The organism is Bacillus sp. FSL K6-1218 (genome assembly GCF_038006445.1).
Lineage (GTDB): Bacteria > Bacillota > Bacilli > Bacillales > Bacillaceae_G > Bacillus_A > Bacillus_A thuringiensis_S.
Genome location: NZ_JBBOVE010000001.1, coordinates 3,466,949 through 3,482,737, shown reverse-complemented (window position 1 = coordinate 3,482,737; position 15,789 = coordinate 3,466,949). Strand labels below are relative to the sequence as shown.

Below are 15,789 nucleotides of genomic sequence, written 5' to 3'. Positions count from 1 at the left end.
AATTTCACAATTTTTTATCATTATATACAGAAAAAGGTAACGAAACTTAAGCGATATGTAATACTTGTCATAGTTGTGAATTATGTGAATCTATTTAGTGTAACAGCTAAGATGTTAGATCTTGTTTTTCTTAAAAACATTACTTATTCAGATTCATGAAAAGGATTTTAATGATTAGTTTGATTTGATATAAAAAGAGGACGCATTTTTATTTGCGTCCTCTTTTTATGATAATTTATTTTACAAGTTAAGAAGAATCTTTGATCATCTAAATAAATTCTATCACCCTATTAGGAGATACTAGTAGAACAATATGGACTTTTATTTAGTTCATTTTCTAACAGTTCGTTTAATTCTTTAATAATACTATAGGCAAGCATAGTACTTAGTTCAGAACCTTTTTCTATTGTTTTATTGATAATACTCTTTCTTGGTACTATTCTAAGTATTTTTCAGCTAGGTAAGAGGGGTATGTTGAAATAGGAGGGCCCATCTTAAAGTAGGATAAATTGGTCTTTGAAATCGGTATACAGTTCTTTAATAGATATAGTTTTTGCAATATATCTTTATCTATGGGATGAAGCATATAATCTGTCATGATGAAATAATTGTGATGGTAGATAAATACTTTTCCTTCTGGTAAAACCGCGTGATGAGATAAATTTGGATAAATAGGTGGTCCATCTGAAAATTGATTTAAACTACGTTGTGAAACTTTAATAATTTTTTGAACTGAAAATTTAAATTTGCGAAATGCAATGATGTCAATAAATGGACGTTTTTGATTATTTTCTATATAAAATAACTCTCCTTTTTCATTTTGCACAACCCGTAGATTTGGAATTGACTCTGTAAGGGTTATGGGGGGCCCTTCTGTATATTTGTGGATAAATGGATCGGGAATTAAGACAATTTCATTTTGATTATATTTGAAGTAAGAAAGCATATCTTTCGAAATAAGCCTGCGTTTAAAGTTATCAATTAAAAATACTTCACCTTGTGAATTACTAAATAAAATACCATTTAAATCTTTTGAAGGGAGGTTAGCATATAGGTTTTGGAAAGAGAATGGTGTTTTAAAAGTAATATCGAGCACTTTGTTAATGGGATAAAAAGGTTGAAATGTATTTAGGCGTTTCCAAAACATTGCATCTCCAGCAAACCAATATAAAGGATTTGTATCCCAATATCCACAGTACTTTTCATAGATTTTTAATAATATTCTTCTAGTATGCATAATTGAACAATGATCTACAACATTAGCAGCTGTATATAAAATTTCCGAAGCTTCTCTCACAAATTCATTTGTAGGTTGTAGGTTATAATCAACATATTTTACGTATTGGGAAGAGTAGACTACATCAATTTCAGGATGTTTTTCTAAGAAAGACAACATTTCAGCTAATCTGTTTGGAAGGTATATAGTATCATCTGTTAAATAGCAAATATAATCCCCACAGGTTAATGGTAGTGCCTCATTGATAAGTGTTGCATATCTTGTAGTTTTATATCGTTCATCATCTTGTATAAAACTATTCGTATAAGTAATTCGAGGATCCTCTAGATAATTTTTTATGACATTTATAGTTTCTGGACAGGAGTTATCATCCATAATAAAAAGTTCCCATTCTTTATAAGTTTGCATTAGAACACTTTCAATAACTTGATTAATTAATGACGGCTTATTATAACTAGTAAGGATAATTGATATTTTGGGTTGCAAAGTCTTCACCTCTATTGAGAATATTGAATGTGTTTTTCTAGTGAAATCTAATAATTAAAGCTTTATCGACACTTTCTTTTTTATACTTAAATAATTTATGACTTTTTCATAGATATGGTATGGACTATAGTGGAGAAAAAAGAGACATGGGTGAATATAAATACTGCTATTAATTTTTTATAGATAAAGAAACCTTTTTTAAAATTATCGGAACGGTTTGTCCTTTCTATTTATATAATAACGTAACTGTTTTTGTATTTATTGATAAGGAGGAGAGAGATATTTGCCTAAAATTTCAGTTATAATGACAAGTTACAATAAGCCTGCGTTTGTTGAAAAATCGATATTAAGTGTATTAAACCAAACCTTTCAAGATTTCGAGCTTTTTATAATGGATGATGATTCAGATGAAATGACCCAGAAGGTGATTCAACCATTCATAAATAATGAAAATGTACATTTTTATAAAAGTAATGTAGCTCATATTTCTGAAAGGACAAAAAAAGTAAGATATGCCGCTTTAATCAATGAGGCACTTAAGCATGCTAAAGGGGAATATATAACTTATATTACAGATGATAATCAATATGAAGAAGAACGTCTTAAAAAGATGTCTAGTTATCTTGATGAGAATAAAGATGTTCAAATTATTTATTCTGCATCAAAAACGATTCATATAGATGAAACAGAGATGCCTATTAAAACGGTTGAGAGACCTGCAAAAAAAATTATGAATAATGCTCCATGTACAATTGATCATTGTTCTATTATGCATAGAGCATCTGTTTTACCAATTCTTGAAAAAAGGTGGAATTCTTATTGGGATGAAGATCCTCAGTTTTACCGGATAGGAGATGCGCGCTTCTTTTGGAGATTAAATCACTATTGGGATTTTTATCCCTTAGATGAAATTTTAGATATCAATTATATTACTCCCCATTCAATACATGCGCAGTTATTTGCAGAAGAAAAAAATGAATTTGTGCAATTATTACCACCACAAAGAACATGCAAAGAATTAAGGGAAGACTTAAGAAGAAAAAGAGGGTGAAAAATTGAGTGACATTTATTTGAAAAATTACTGGCTATTAAATTTAGAGTATATAAATATTTTTTCAAGGTTAAAGCATTATAATATTCCTTTACCATTACTGAGTAATTTTTATCAATATTTAGATGAAGATATAAAAAATAAAATGAAAGATAATAATTTTTACAAGAAATTGTCAATTGAGCCAATAGCAGAAACACAGTTACAGTTAGAGTTTGAAAAAATAATGTCTGTATTTCAATCAAAAATAAAAAGAAAAAACCAAAATGGAGCAATCCTCCTAAATTCAGATTATCTCCGTTTTTCAGTAAGTAACTTTACCCACTTTAATCCAAATCAAACAAAGATATTAACTAGATCAAAAAAGACCGAACTCTATGGTCTTCCTACAGTTTGTGCACCAGATTATATAAATAAATCTGCTAATACCGCACATGTTTTTATAGAAAAAGCTAAAGAAATCTTTTTAAAGTTTAATAAGCACCCACTATTTTCAAACCTCTTTTTTCAAAAAAAATTACTAAGCGACCTTCCTATCATGATTGAGAAACTTAATATGGCTCATTTTATTTTTAAAGAACAAGATATTTCTGGTGTGATTGTCGGTACTACGGAAGATATAACAAGTAGAGCTCTTACTTTTCTTTCTAGTAGTGAGGGTATACCGAGTTATTGTCTGCAGCATGGTGCAGTAATGGGGGAAGAAGCATACTTTCCGGTTTTCGCAACAAAACAGGTCGTATATGGGAAATATGAAGAAGATTGGTACCTTCAAAAAGGGGTCAGTGAATCTCAAATCGAAATACTAGGGCACCCCAGATATGATGAGATCTTTGATAGAGTATATATGGATAAAAAGAATCTTTTTAATAAATTAAAAATAGACCCCTCTACAAAAGTGGTTTTTATTGCAACCCAGCCATTTAAAACTTCATTTTATACTGAATTGACAGAAAAGTTAGTGGAAGACAAAAATATTACGGTTATTATAAAGCCACATCCTTGGGAAAAAGGGCGTAATTTAGTGGGAGAATATATTAAGTTAAGTAACTTATATCCTAATGTTAAATATATAACAAATGAAGTAAACATGTATGATGTTATTTTACATGCAAATCTTGTGGTTATCTCAAATTCAACAGTGGGATTAGAGGCGATGTTATTAGATATACCTGTAGTTGTTTATAAATCTTTATTAGAGGAAAGGGATTATAAATATTACGATACATTAGATTGGCTTGTAAATCATTCTATGGAGGATATGACTAGCACGATTAAAAAGGTTCTAAATGATCCTTTACAATCAAATTTAGCAAAAGAATTAAGAAGAAAATTTATTAATGAAAACTATCCGCAAGAAGCATGCACAAAAAGATTAATAAATTTAATTCAAATTGAAAAAGATTAACATCATCACCATTTATAAATATTTGAAGTAAAAGATTATATTCTCAGTTTTCAATGATTAATATGTATTTTAAACTTGCAATAGAAACATATGTTTCTATATCCGGCAAACTAGTTTATTTCTCAACAAATGGATTGCCTATGGAATTACAAACAAGTTGAAGAGAGGTTTTTTGCTAAAATTAATTTTTAATATGAGGAGGTATATATTTTCATGTTTTTTAAAGATAAAAATGTTTTAATTATTGGTGGAACAGGAACAATTGGAAAAAGCATTCTTTCTAATGTTCTACAGGAAAAGCCAAAAGTGGTAAGGGTTTTTAGTAGAAGTGAATACAATCAATTTTTATTACAAGAAGAATTTAGGGATAAAAATCGAAATATTCGTTATTTAATTGGGGATATTCGTAATTATGATCGAGTATTTAGTGCGATGGAAAATATTGATTATGTATTTCATGTGGCCGCGATGAAGCATGTTTCGTTTTGTGAATATAATCCGTTTGAAGCAGTTTTGACCAATATTTTTGGAACACAAAATGTAATAAAAGCGGCAATTGCTCAGAAAGTAAAAAAGGTAGTTTTTACAAGTTCTGATAAAGCAATTTCACCAACAAATAATTACGGTGCAACAAAATTGACTGCTGAAAGATTGATTACGTCAGCGGAATATTCAAAAGGTTCAAGTGAAACGACATTTACAAGTGTTCGCTTCGGAAATGTGATGGGATCAAGAGGCTCTGTTATTCCTTTATTTGAAAATCAAATTAAAGAAAACCAAAAAATAACTGTAACGGATCTTAGTATGAGTAGATTTATGATGACACTGAACCAAGCAACTATGTTAACAATTGAAGCAATGAAAATAGCAAAGGGTGGTGAAACTTTTATATTAAAAATGCCAGTTATTTCATTAAACGATTTAAGTGAAGTAATGATAGAAGAAGTTACAAAGTTATATGGGTTGCCCAAGGAGAATATTAAAATTGAAGAAATTGGTTTAAAACCGGGTGAAAAAATGTATGAAGAACTTATGACACATGATGAATCTTTACAGGCTTTTGAATTACCAGATATGTTTATCATTCCTAGCCCATTAAAAAAGGGTACTCAATATGAAAATGCAAAAAGGGCGAAGGCAGGGTTTTACCGTTCTGATAATCAAAATGCTATTTCAAAAGAAGAGCTTAGAAATTTAATATTAAACCAGCAGCTATTAACAGGAGGGGAGAAACTATGAAAATATTAGTAACTGGTGGTGCAGGTTTTATTGGTAGGTGGGTTGTAAAGAGATTATTGCAGGATAAGCATGAAATATGGATATTAGACAACTTAGCAAATTCAACTACTGCAAATATTACCGAGTTTGCACACGATCTAAATTTAAAACAATGCATTCAAGGAGATATTAAAGATAAAAAATTAGTTGCTCAATTATTTGAAAATAATTCATTTGACCTTTGTTATCATTTAGCAGCGAGTATCAATGTTCAAGATAGTATAGATGATGCTAGATCAACTTTTGAAAATGATACAATAGGTACTTTTAATTTGCTAGAACAATGTCTTAAGTATGATGTCAAAATGGTCTTTATGAGTACTTGTATGGTATATGATAAAGCAACTAATATACAAGGGATATCAGAATTAGACCCAATTAAACCAGCCTCTCCATATGCTGGATCAAAAATTGCTGCTGAAAACATGGTTTTATCTTACTATTATGCTTATAAGCTACCAGTAGTGGTTATTCGCCCATTTAATACGTATGGTCCATTCCAGAAAACAGGTGGGGAAGGTGGGGTTGTTGCCATTTTTATAAATAATAAATTAGATAATGTACCACTGAATATATATGGGGATGGAAAACAAACGAGAGACCTTTTATACGTTGAAGATTGTGCAGATTTTGTTGTGGCAGCAGGATACTCTGCAAAAGCAAATGGTCATATTATCAACGCTGGAACAGGGCAAGATATATCCATTAATAAATTAGCAGAATTGATTTCGGGAAATAAAGTAAGTATTCAACATGTAACTCATATCCATCCGCAAAGTGAAATTCAAAAATTATTATGTAACTATGAAAAAGCAAAAACAATATTAAACTGGGAACCAAAAGTTTCTTTAGAAGATGGAGTTATTAAAACAGAAGAGTGGATTAAATCTTTAAAAATTAACCCTAAGGAGAAAGAGTAATGGTAAGGGGAATCCTCGGTATGCATGGAGGAAATCCTGTTAGAGAAACTTATTTACCATATGGTCAGCAACAAATTGATGAATATGACATTCAGGCTGTTGTAGATGTATTAAAAGGGGATTTTTTAACAACAGGACCAATGGTTCAACAGTTTGAAGAGGCAATAGCGAAATATGTGGGAGCAAAATACGCTGTTTCCTTTTCAAATGGTACAGCTGCATTGCATGCTGCCTGCTATGCAGCAGGCATAACTGAGGGAGATGAAGTAATTACAACTCCGATGACATTTGTAGCAAGTGCAAATTGTATTTTATACCAGGGAGGAAAGCCGGTATTCGCCGATATTGACAATGGAACATATAACATTAGTCCTAAATCTATAGAGGAAAAGATTACAAATAAAACAAAGGCTATTATTCCCGTACACTTTACTGGGCAGCCTGTAGAGTTAGAAGAAATACAAAAAATAGCAAAAGAAAACAATTTGATTATCATTGAAGATGCAGCCCACGCATTAGGAGCCACATATAAAAATAAAAAGATTGGTTCAATTGGTGATATGACAATGTTTAGCTTTCATCCGGTGAAACATATTACTACCGGAGAGGGGGGAGTAATTACCACAAATAATCCTCTGTTTTACGAAAAACTTTTTCAATTCCGTACGCACGGAATTGAAAAGAATCCTCGAAATCTTCTTGAAAATCATGGGCCTTGGTATTATGAAATGCAATTCTTAGGTTACAACTATAGAATAACGGATATACAAGCTGCTCTTGGCTTATCACAGTTAAATAAATTAGACTCTTTTATTAAAATTCGAAAGAAATATGTAGACATTTATAATAAAGAATTTAGTTGTTTATCTGAAATCATCATACCAAAGCAATTGCCTCAAACCGATTCAAGCTGGCACCTTTATATTATTCGTTTAAATACTAAATTATTAAAATGTAATCGGAAAGAAGTTTACGAGGCATTACAAAGAGAAAATATTGGTGTGAATGTGCACTATATACCCGTACATTTGCAACCGTTTTATCAAAAATTAGGTTATGGAAAAGGTATTTGTCCGCAAGCAGAAAATGTATATGAGGAAATTATTACGCTGCCTCTATTTCCTAAAATGACAGAAGCTGATGTGTGGGATGTAATACAAGCTGTGAGAAAAGTTCTTTCGTTTTATAGAGTTGCTAAAAATTAAATGAAAGGGGGGTTATTAAAATTGCAAAACCAAAAATTGTTAAGAGCAGTTACAAAAGGTGACATTAAAAAAGGAGAGATTATTACAGCTAATAAAGTAACAATGGAATTAAATGTTGTAGAAAATGCGCTGACCGAGCTTGAAGCAGAGGAATTATTACCTCAGGTAGCTGTATATAATTTGTCTGCAGGTACCCCAATAACAAAAGAGGTTATTGAACCTCCAAAGGTAGTAATAATTATACTTTGCCGCTTAAAATCTACTAGGTTACCTTTAAAGGCAATATTGCCAATACACGGAGTTCCTTCCATTGAACGATGTCTTATAAATACATTAGCTATTCCAGGAAAACACCAGGTCATACTTGCTACTTCAGATATTGCACAAGATGACCCTTTGGAAAAGTTTAATTTAGACGGGAAAGTTAAGATTTTTAGAGGTGATCCAGAAAATACCGCTGATCGCATGTTCCAAGCTGCAAAACAAGAAAATGCAAATATTGTCATACGGATTACAGGGGATTGCCCAGCTGTGTCACCTGAAATAAATACTTTTTTACTAGATGAACATTTGAAAAGTGGTGCAGACTATACACAGGCAGAGTTAAGTACGTTACCTGTCGGAACAGCTGGTGATATTTTTACATTAGAGGCAATCGAACGATTACTACAAACCCCAAAACCTTTAACCTATGCAGAATACCTTCCGTTTTATTTTATTAATAATCCACATTTATTTCGTATCAATGTAGTGAAACTCCCTCCAGCAGTTTGTTATCCTACTTGGAGGTTAACATTAGATGAACAACCAGATTTAGATATGTTCAATGAACTTTATAGAGGTCTGAATGTAAAATCTAAACCTTTATTTTTTCATCAAATAAAAGATTACATCCTTCGAAATCCTGAAATTATTGAAATTAATAGTCATGTAAAATTGAAATGGGCAAATCAACAATCATTAGTAGATGAGTTAAATAGAGAAACGATATTATAAATTAATAAATTGTAGTGCTTTTAGTGAGGAGGGAGTATCTTGCTTGAGAAAAAAATTGCCTTTCGCGCCGACGCATCTATTGAAATAGGTACCGGCCATATTATGCGTTGTTTAACACTGGCCCATGAGTTACGGAATAAAGGTGCTCAAGTATATTTCATTTGTCGTAAGCTACAAGGTGATTTACATCAATATATTTTAAATAAGGGATTTCGTGTGTTTGTATTAGATGGAGATGGTGAAAATACGAATTTCTTAAGTACAGAACACGGGAGTTATTTAAATTGGCTAAAATATCATTGGTTTGTTGATGCACAGCAGACCAATGATATTTTGTCGCAACTTCCCAAGTGTGATTGGTTAATCGTTGATCATTATGGATTAGATAATAAGTGGGAGTCTGCTTTAAGAAAAACTGTAAGAAAAATTATGGTAATCGATGATCTTGCAAATCGAATGCACGACTGTGATTTGTTACTAGACCAAAATTTATACGATAACCCTAATGGTCGCTATAAAGATTTAATACCAGAGCACTCATTAGTAAAATTGGGGCCTAAATACGCTATATTACGGCCAGAGTTTCATGCCGCTAAGAAATTTTTACGAAAAAGAACAGGAGAAATTGAGAGGATTTTTATTTTTTTTGGTGGGCATGATGTAACAAATGAAACATTAAAAACATTAAGAGCCTTACAAAATATAAATCAAGATAACTTAAAAATAGACGTTGTGGTAGGAAGCCAAAATCCGCATAAAGAGGTGATTCAAACTTATTGTAAGAGTGTTTCTAACGCTTCATATTATTGTCAAATAGAAAATATGGAAGAGCTTCTCGTACGAGCGGATTTAGGGATAGGAGCTGGAGGAACAACCACATGGGAACGCTGCTTTCTTGGATTACCTTCTATAACAATTACAACTGCCCAAAATCAAATTGAAGTAACCAAGGCTGTAGCAAAGGTTGGAGCTACATGGAATATTGGTACAGCTGAAAGTGTTTCGGATAAAGCAATTATGAAATGTCTAAACAAACTTTTATCAGATTCTAAAATAGTGAAAGAAATGTCTAATAAAGCTCTTTCTATACAGTGTGCCAGTAATTCAAATGAAATAGCAAAAAATATTTTAGGAGGATAGTATGTTAGATATTGGGGATTTTCAATTGAAAAGGTTAGAAAAGAAAGATTTAGAACTTATTTTAAATTGGCGGAATGCAAAAGAAATACGTTCAGTTATGTATGAAGATCATCAAATAACAATAGACGAACATTTAAAGTGGTATGAAAAACTCGTAATGGATGAAACAAAGGTTGCAAGATTATTAATATATAAAGAAAAACCAATTGGATTTGTTAATTTTACAAAAATAGATGAAATGAATCGAACTTGTTATTGGGGATTTTATATAGGTGAAAAACAAAGTGTAAGACATGCCGGAACTGTATTAGGTTTATTAGCATTAAACTTTATTTTTGAAATTAAAGACATACACAAAGTATGTGCAGAAATAATAGAATCAAACTGTATTAGTTTAAATTTTCATCAAAAACTTGGTTTCCAAGAAGATGGAAGATATGAAGATTATATTTATAGGGACAATGATTATATAGATGTCATTACAATGACCTTGTCCCGTGAACAATGGGAGGAAAGAAAAGAAGCTATAAAAATAGAACTTGAAGGTGAAAAAAATGAGTAATGTATATATCGGAGGTAGAGAGATTGGCAATAGTTTGCCACCATTTATTATTGCAGAAATGTCAGGAAATCATAATCAATCATTAGATAGAGCGTTGAAAATTGTAGAGGCAGCTGCGGAGGCTGGGGCACAAGGCTTTAAAATTCAAACATATACACCAGATACAATGACTTTAAATATAGAAAATGGTGATTTTTTAATTCACGATACAAAAAGTTTATGGAAAGGCAAATCACTTTATCATTTATACAAAGAAGCATATACACCATGGGAGTGGCATAAACCAATTTTTGATCGCTGTATAGAGTTAGGGATGATACCATTTAGTACGCCTTTTGATGAAACAGCTGTAGACTTTCTAGAGACATTAAATGTTTCATGTTATAAAATTGCATCTTTTGAAAATACTGATATCCCCCTCATACGTAAAGTAGCCGCAACAGGAAAACCAATAATTATTTCGACAGGTATGGCTTCAATTGCCGAACTAGATGAAACAGTAAGGGTTGCGAGAGAAGAAGGGTGTAAAGAACTAATTCTATTAAAATGTACGAGTACGTATCCTGCGTCTCCAAAATCTACAAATATAGTTACCATACCTCATATGAAAGAGTTATTTAAATGTCAGGTGGGTTTATCCGATCATACACTGGGTGTAGGAGTATCTGTAGCGAGTGTTGCCTTTGGGGCCACAGTAATTGAGAAACATTTAACGCTCTCAAGGTTGGATGGAGGAGTTGACGCTAAATTTTCAATGGAACCAGCTGAATTTAAATTATTAGTAAGCGAAACTGAAAAAGCATGGGAATCTTTGGGGAATGTATATTATGGACCTACTGATATAGAAAAAGATTCTTTAAAATTTAGAAGATCATTATATGTAGTAGAAAACATAAAAGCGGGAGAATTCTTTACAAATGAAAATGTTAAAGCTATTAGACCAGGGAATGGCTTATTACCAAAACACATATCCAAAATTATCGGGAAAAAAGCGAGTAAGGATATCGAAAAAGGGACGCCTGTTTCATGGGATTTAATTTGATATCGAGGAAATGAGAGTGTTTATAGAAAGATTTATAACAAAAATACTATTTAAGTAGAGAATAAATTTTAAAGGCCCTGATATTTAACAACTGAAGGTACCTTCATATTACCATTATTGGAATATTGATACCATATGTTAGGTGTTGAGAAATAAAAAGTTCATTCGGCACAACAAATTGGCCAGTGAAGCTAGCTAACCACTTGTTGCACAAAAGAAAATTAGGCCCTGAAAGTAATAGATATGTAACCTAAAGTTACATTTATAGTGTTAACAAGATTGCATATATTATACGAAAAGATATCTAGTAAAAAATTTATTTTGTAGAAATAAAAAAGAAATTGTCACCGGATTACCTTTTGATAAAACAGCGTACTTTCAAACATAATATATTCAAATCCTTATGATATATGTAAATAAAAGAGCAGCTAGTGAAAGCTAGCTGCTTAATACAGAAAAGAGAAGAACTACAGGGACGTTTAAATGAGCTCTGGCTTTCGCCTATCTTTAGTATTGACGGAATGTTTAGTTTTATGCTGACAAACTTAAGAAGAGCATCTATAAAAAGACCTCTTTAAGGAAGAAATGAGATATTGAAAAGTGAATTAGGTTTTTAAAATTCAAGAAAATATATGACTATTTCATCACAATGTGACGATGAAACATTGTGATGAAATAGTAGTTAACAAAATCTAAATGCTCGACTCTCGACCAAGAGAGTTAGATTGGGAAGAATTTGAGGCAGATTTATAAAAAATTTTGCCTACAGTATTGACGACATATTAAGTTTTATTCAAGCGTCTAGAGGGAAATATATAGGACATTCAATTTTGAATTACTTGATGAAAATACAGTGGATTAGGGGATATATGGGGTATTTATGAATTATGAGGCATGGAAGTAAAAGAAATAAAATTAAGTATTTAATATGAAAAATAATTATTACAGTTTTTCTAGTATCAGATTGTCCGCTTTAAAAGAAAGTACTCCTTTGTAGACTAGAGATAGAGCTTAGAGTGCTTATTATTTTTTTAGAAGTTAGAAACTAAGTAATTCTGGATAAAAAGGACTGGTTTATTTTAGTTTAGAAAAAAATTAAGATTTACTTATTATTAATTTAACTATTTAAAGTAAAACCTTAAGGGAAAGTTAAAAAAAAATAAAGTTTTGCATTATAACATAATAATATAATTTTTATTTGAATAGTTAAAAGTGTATAAAAAGGGTGCTAGTCATTATTATGAAGTATGGAAGTTGTTGAGTATTATAGGAGGGTTTCATGAGTAAAATAATAGAATTATTAAGGAGTTTAGATAAAAAACTGATTTTGATTTTATGCATGTTTTGTATTATTAGTATCACTGCAATTTATAGTAGTCAACAAACTGGCCAGTATGGAAGCACAAACTTTGCATTTCAGCAAGGTAGGAACTATTTAATTGGTTTTGTACTGTTAATATTAGTTGCAAGTATTGATTGGGATCAATGGCAAAAGTTATCTTGTCCAATGTATATTATTGGATTTGCATCAATTGTTATATTAAAAATACTACCAGAATCAACATTTACTCCCGTTAAATTGGGAGCAAAAAGATGGTTTCAATTTCCTGTTATTGGTCAAATTCAACCATCGGAGTTTTTCAAAATTGCACTAATTATATTTGTCGCAAATTTAGTAGTGAATCATAACGCCAAATATATGATTCGGACATATAAAACTGATTTCCTGTTGGTTGGAAAAATTATGTTAGTCTCAATTCCTCCTATTGCTCTGGTATATAGTCAGCCAGATACAGGGATGGTGTTCTTATACGCAGCATCTATTGTATTTATTTTATTCATATCAGGGATTCAAAAGAAATTAATTGCATTTTGTACATTCATTCCGGTAACTCTACTATCTACATTAATATTTACATACGTAAGATATCCAGATTTTTTCTTTAAAGAATTAGTTACTAGGTTAAAACCTCACCAACAATCACGCATTATAGGTTGGCTGAATCCAGCTGAAAATGCAGATCAAGGGTATCAAACGCAACAATCTCTTTTAGCTGTTGGAAGTGGCGAATTACATGGAAAAGGATTTGGTCAAGGAAGTGTATATATTCCTGAAAAGCATACTGATTTTATTTTTGCTACCATCGCTGAAGAAGGTGGATTTATAATAGCGGCTCTCGTTGTATTGGTCTTGTTACTTCTTATATATCGAGTAACTATAATTGCTTATTCAGCAGAGAATCTGTTTGGTACATTACTATGTGCGGGGGCAATTAGTGTTCTAACACTTCAAATCTTCCAAAATATCGGTATGATTGTTGGTATAATGCCGGTAAAAGGAATTGCACTTCCTTTTTTATCATATGGAGGAAGTTCACTGTTTTCAAATATGATAATGATCGGGCTTATCTTATCGGTGCATAAAAATTATAAAAAATACATGTTTCAAGTGAAATAAAAGTTAAGAATATGTTATAGATTAATTTGAAGAAATCCCCTTGTGCATCTATATGCACAAGGGGATTTCTATTTTAATAAAGCTGTGACTGTAAAATAGTTGTTATAAAGTGGATTCTCTTATGAAAAGTATGCTGTGTTATCACTTTTGTATGAATTTTTTCAACCATTAATCTTTTCGAAATCGTGTCATCTAAATAAAGAGATACTTTATTTAAACAGTCTTCAAAGCTGTCATAGGATATAATTTCATCTTTATTGAAGAACGATAAAAGATCAGACATTTCTTCAATAATTTGAAAGCCTTGGCAAGCGGCAATATCAAACGTACGATTATTAATAGTATTATTTTTTACTTTATTTTTATTTTTATTTTGTGGAAATAGATGACTACGATGAGGATTTAAAATAAGACTAGCGTTATTATAATAGAGCGCAACTTCTTGAGGTGGAATCCATTCTTCTATAATTTTAATTCTTCGGTGATTTTTCCATTTTTTTAATAACTTATTTTTCCAATGTCGGCCAATAATAGTATAGTGATAGGGGGTATTTTCTAAAAGAAAATGTATTAATTTTACTCGGTTTGGATAAGGATAGCCAATGAATAATACTTCACTTTTATATTTTATATTTTTTAGACTAGGTTTAAATACGTCTATATTAGTTGCTAATGGTAAGTGATATACATTGGTATATCCTAAAGCCGTGTAATATTTAAGTGCTTCGCTATCAATAGTAAATATAAAATCAAAGTTATTTAATAGAAGAAGAGAAGTATCTATATAAAATGGATCCTCAGTTAACCAGACAGCTAATTTAATGTTCCATTTTTTAAAATATTGAATTGCTTTTTGTGGTAGATGATTACCTAATAAGGTGAATACAATATCGGGATGAAACGTTGTTGTAATGAAATCCAATTGTTGTATTAATTCACTCGGTTGTATCGCTAACCATTCGAAATTTTGATCTATAAGTGTTCCTTGTATGCTTTGATCTAGATATTGATAAATTTTTGAGTAACCAGAAGTAATGTATAAGAGTTTCATATTTCAATCCCTGCTTTAGGTTTAAAATATATTATGAGATAAACGTAACACTTTCTATTTCTTTACAACTAATTTTAGTAATACTTGTAGTAGGAGGAGTAACTGAATTTTCCTCTTCTAATGTGACGATACAAGTATTAGGGTTAAAATTTGTAAAAATAGCAGGTCCAATAATATTCCCAGATTTACCAGTCACAGTAACGACTTCGCCTGGCTGTAAATTTTTAAAAATACTACATACTCCACCTGAACAACCAAATAAATTGCATAAGAACAAATTTATTCCTCCTTTAAACAATATACTATATCATATGAAATTTTGTAGAACGATGTGTAGACAAGTAACCTTTAGAAGAGAAAAAAATTTAAATTAAAGCAATTTATTGAAATAATAGGTCAATAGAATGTTACATCTTAGGGGATACTGATTAGATTTTTCATGAAAAAAGACATTCATTAGAATGTCTTAAATATGGATTAAGCTAGAACAATATGAATCATTTTAAGGAGTGGTTAAAGTAACACTTTCTATATCTTCACAACTTATGAATGTAGTATTGGTAGAGGAAGGGGTTATCACATCTTCTTCTTCCAATACTACTGCACATATATTCGGAAAGAACAGTGAAAAAGTAGCAGGTCCAATAATTTGACCTGATCTAGTAGTAACTGTAACAACTGTTCCCGTTGGCCACGAAGAGAATAGAAAACAAGCTAAACCTGTACAATCTGCCATAATAAATCCTCCTAACTTTAAGTTTTAATTGAAGTAATAAAGTCCAAACATTTTATAGTGTATGTGGGAGTAACATGAATTGCTTGGACTAATAGAAATCACTTTCTGGTGTTATCTCTTTATGATCAATGAGATAACTATTAAATCCTACAATACAAAGGTTTAATAAATACAATATGGTCAGAAGGTTTAATGAAAAAGATATTCTATGATATAGTA

Annotated in this window: 14 protein-coding genes; 10 read left to right on the top strand and 4 right to left on the bottom strand. The window is 31.0% G+C overall.

Annotation, left to right across the window (positions count from 1 at the left end):
• Positions 1 to 436: 436 nt before the first annotated feature.
• The gene (locus MHI26_RS17745; RefSeq protein WP_061666686.1) at positions 437 to 1,723 is read right to left on the bottom strand and encodes a glycosyltransferase family 2 protein; all 1,287 of its coding nucleotides are present in this window, start codon (positions 1,721 to 1,723) and stop codon (positions 437 to 439) included.
• 283 nt (positions 1,724 to 2,006) lie between these two features.
• Between MHI26_RS17745 and MHI26_RS17740 the strand changes: the two genes are divergently transcribed.
• The 10 genes from MHI26_RS17740 to MHI26_RS17695 all read left to right on the top strand — a co-directional run bounded on the left by MHI26_RS17740 (position 2,007) and on the right by MHI26_RS17695 (position 13,783).
• The gene (locus tag MHI26_RS17740) at positions 2,007 to 2,774 is read left to right on the top strand and encodes a glycosyltransferase family 2 protein (RefSeq protein ID WP_001124406.1); all 768 of its coding nucleotides are present in this window, start codon (positions 2,007 to 2,009) and stop codon (positions 2,772 to 2,774) included.
• Positions 2,775 to 2,778: 4 nt separating this feature from the next.
• Positions 2,779 to 4,182 carry a CDP-glycerol glycerophosphotransferase family protein gene (locus tag MHI26_RS17735; protein WP_061666687.1) on the top strand — a complete coding sequence of 468 codons (1,404 nt, stop codon included), beginning with the start codon at positions 2,779 to 2,781 and terminating at the stop codon, positions 4,180 to 4,182.
• A 213-nt stretch (positions 4,183 to 4,395) separates the two neighbouring features.
• Positions 4,396 to 5,421: an SDR family NAD(P)-dependent oxidoreductase gene (locus tag MHI26_RS17730; protein ID WP_000465154.1), complete on the top strand. Its 1,026-nt coding sequence runs from the start codon at positions 4,396 to 4,398 to the stop codon at positions 5,419 to 5,421.
• Positions 5,418 to 6,380 carry a dTDP-glucose 4,6-dehydratase gene (locus MHI26_RS17725; protein ID WP_000699372.1) on the top strand — a complete coding sequence of 321 codons (963 nt, stop codon included), beginning with the start codon at positions 5,418 to 5,420 and terminating at the stop codon, positions 6,378 to 6,380. Before MHI26_RS17730 ends, MHI26_RS17725 begins: the two co-directional genes overlap by 4 nt.
• Positions 6,380 to 7,585 (top strand): UDP-4-amino-4,6-dideoxy-N-acetyl-beta-L-altrosamine transaminase, encoded by a 1,206-nt coding sequence (gene pseC / locus MHI26_RS17720; protein ID WP_000251481.1) that lies wholly within the window; start codon positions 6,380 to 6,382, stop codon positions 7,583 to 7,585. The genes MHI26_RS17725 and pseC overlap by 1 nt, the downstream gene beginning before the upstream one ends.
• Positions 7,586 to 8,581: a cytidylyltransferase domain-containing protein gene (locus tag MHI26_RS17715; RefSeq protein WP_003307516.1), complete on the top strand. Its 996-nt coding sequence runs from the start codon at positions 7,586 to 7,588 to the stop codon at positions 8,579 to 8,581.
• A 39-nt stretch (positions 8,582 to 8,620) separates the two neighbouring features.
• Positions 8,621 to 9,721 (top strand): UDP-2,4-diacetamido-2,4,6-trideoxy-beta-L-altropyranose hydrolase, encoded by a 1,101-nt coding sequence (gene pseG, locus MHI26_RS17710; protein ID WP_000890382.1) that lies wholly within the window; start codon positions 8,621 to 8,623, stop codon positions 9,719 to 9,721.
• Position 9,722: 1 nt separating this feature from the next.
• Positions 9,723 to 10,283: a UDP-4-amino-4,6-dideoxy-N-acetyl-beta-L-altrosamine N-acetyltransferase gene (gene pseH / locus MHI26_RS17705; RefSeq protein WP_000884113.1), complete on the top strand. Its 561-nt coding sequence runs from the start codon at positions 9,723 to 9,725 to the stop codon at positions 10,281 to 10,283.
• Entirely contained in the window at positions 10,276 to 11,325 is a 1,050-nt protein-coding gene (gene pseI / locus MHI26_RS17700) for a pseudaminic acid synthase (protein ID WP_000073380.1), read from the top strand. Before pseH ends, pseI begins: the two co-directional genes overlap by 8 nt.
• 1,279 nt (positions 11,326 to 12,604) lie before the next feature.
• Positions 12,605 to 13,783 (top strand): FtsW/RodA/SpoVE family cell cycle protein, encoded by a 1,179-nt coding sequence (locus tag MHI26_RS17695; protein ID WP_061666688.1) that lies wholly within the window; start codon positions 12,605 to 12,607, stop codon positions 13,781 to 13,783.
• A 73-nt stretch (positions 13,784 to 13,856) separates the two neighbouring features.
• Here the strand turns inward: MHI26_RS17695 and MHI26_RS17690 are convergent, their stop codons facing one another.
• The 3 genes from MHI26_RS17690 to MHI26_RS17680 form a co-directional block, all read right to left on the bottom strand.
• Positions 13,857 to 14,834, bottom strand: coding sequence for a CgeB family protein (locus tag MHI26_RS17690; RefSeq protein ID WP_000772271.1), 978 nt, complete (start codon positions 14,832 to 14,834; stop codon positions 13,857 to 13,859).
• Positions 14,835 to 14,865: 31 nt separating this feature from the next.
• Positions 14,866 to 15,111, bottom strand: a complete 246-nt coding sequence (locus tag MHI26_RS17685; RefSeq protein WP_000477970.1) for a hypothetical protein — start codon at positions 15,109 to 15,111, stop codon at positions 14,866 to 14,868.
• Between the two features lie 225 nt (positions 15,112 to 15,336).
• On the bottom strand, positions 15,337 to 15,570 hold the full coding sequence (locus tag MHI26_RS17680) for a hypothetical protein (protein WP_000752670.1): 234 nt from the start codon (positions 15,568 to 15,570) through the stop codon (positions 15,337 to 15,339).
• Between the last annotated feature and the right edge of the window lie 219 nt (positions 15,571 to 15,789).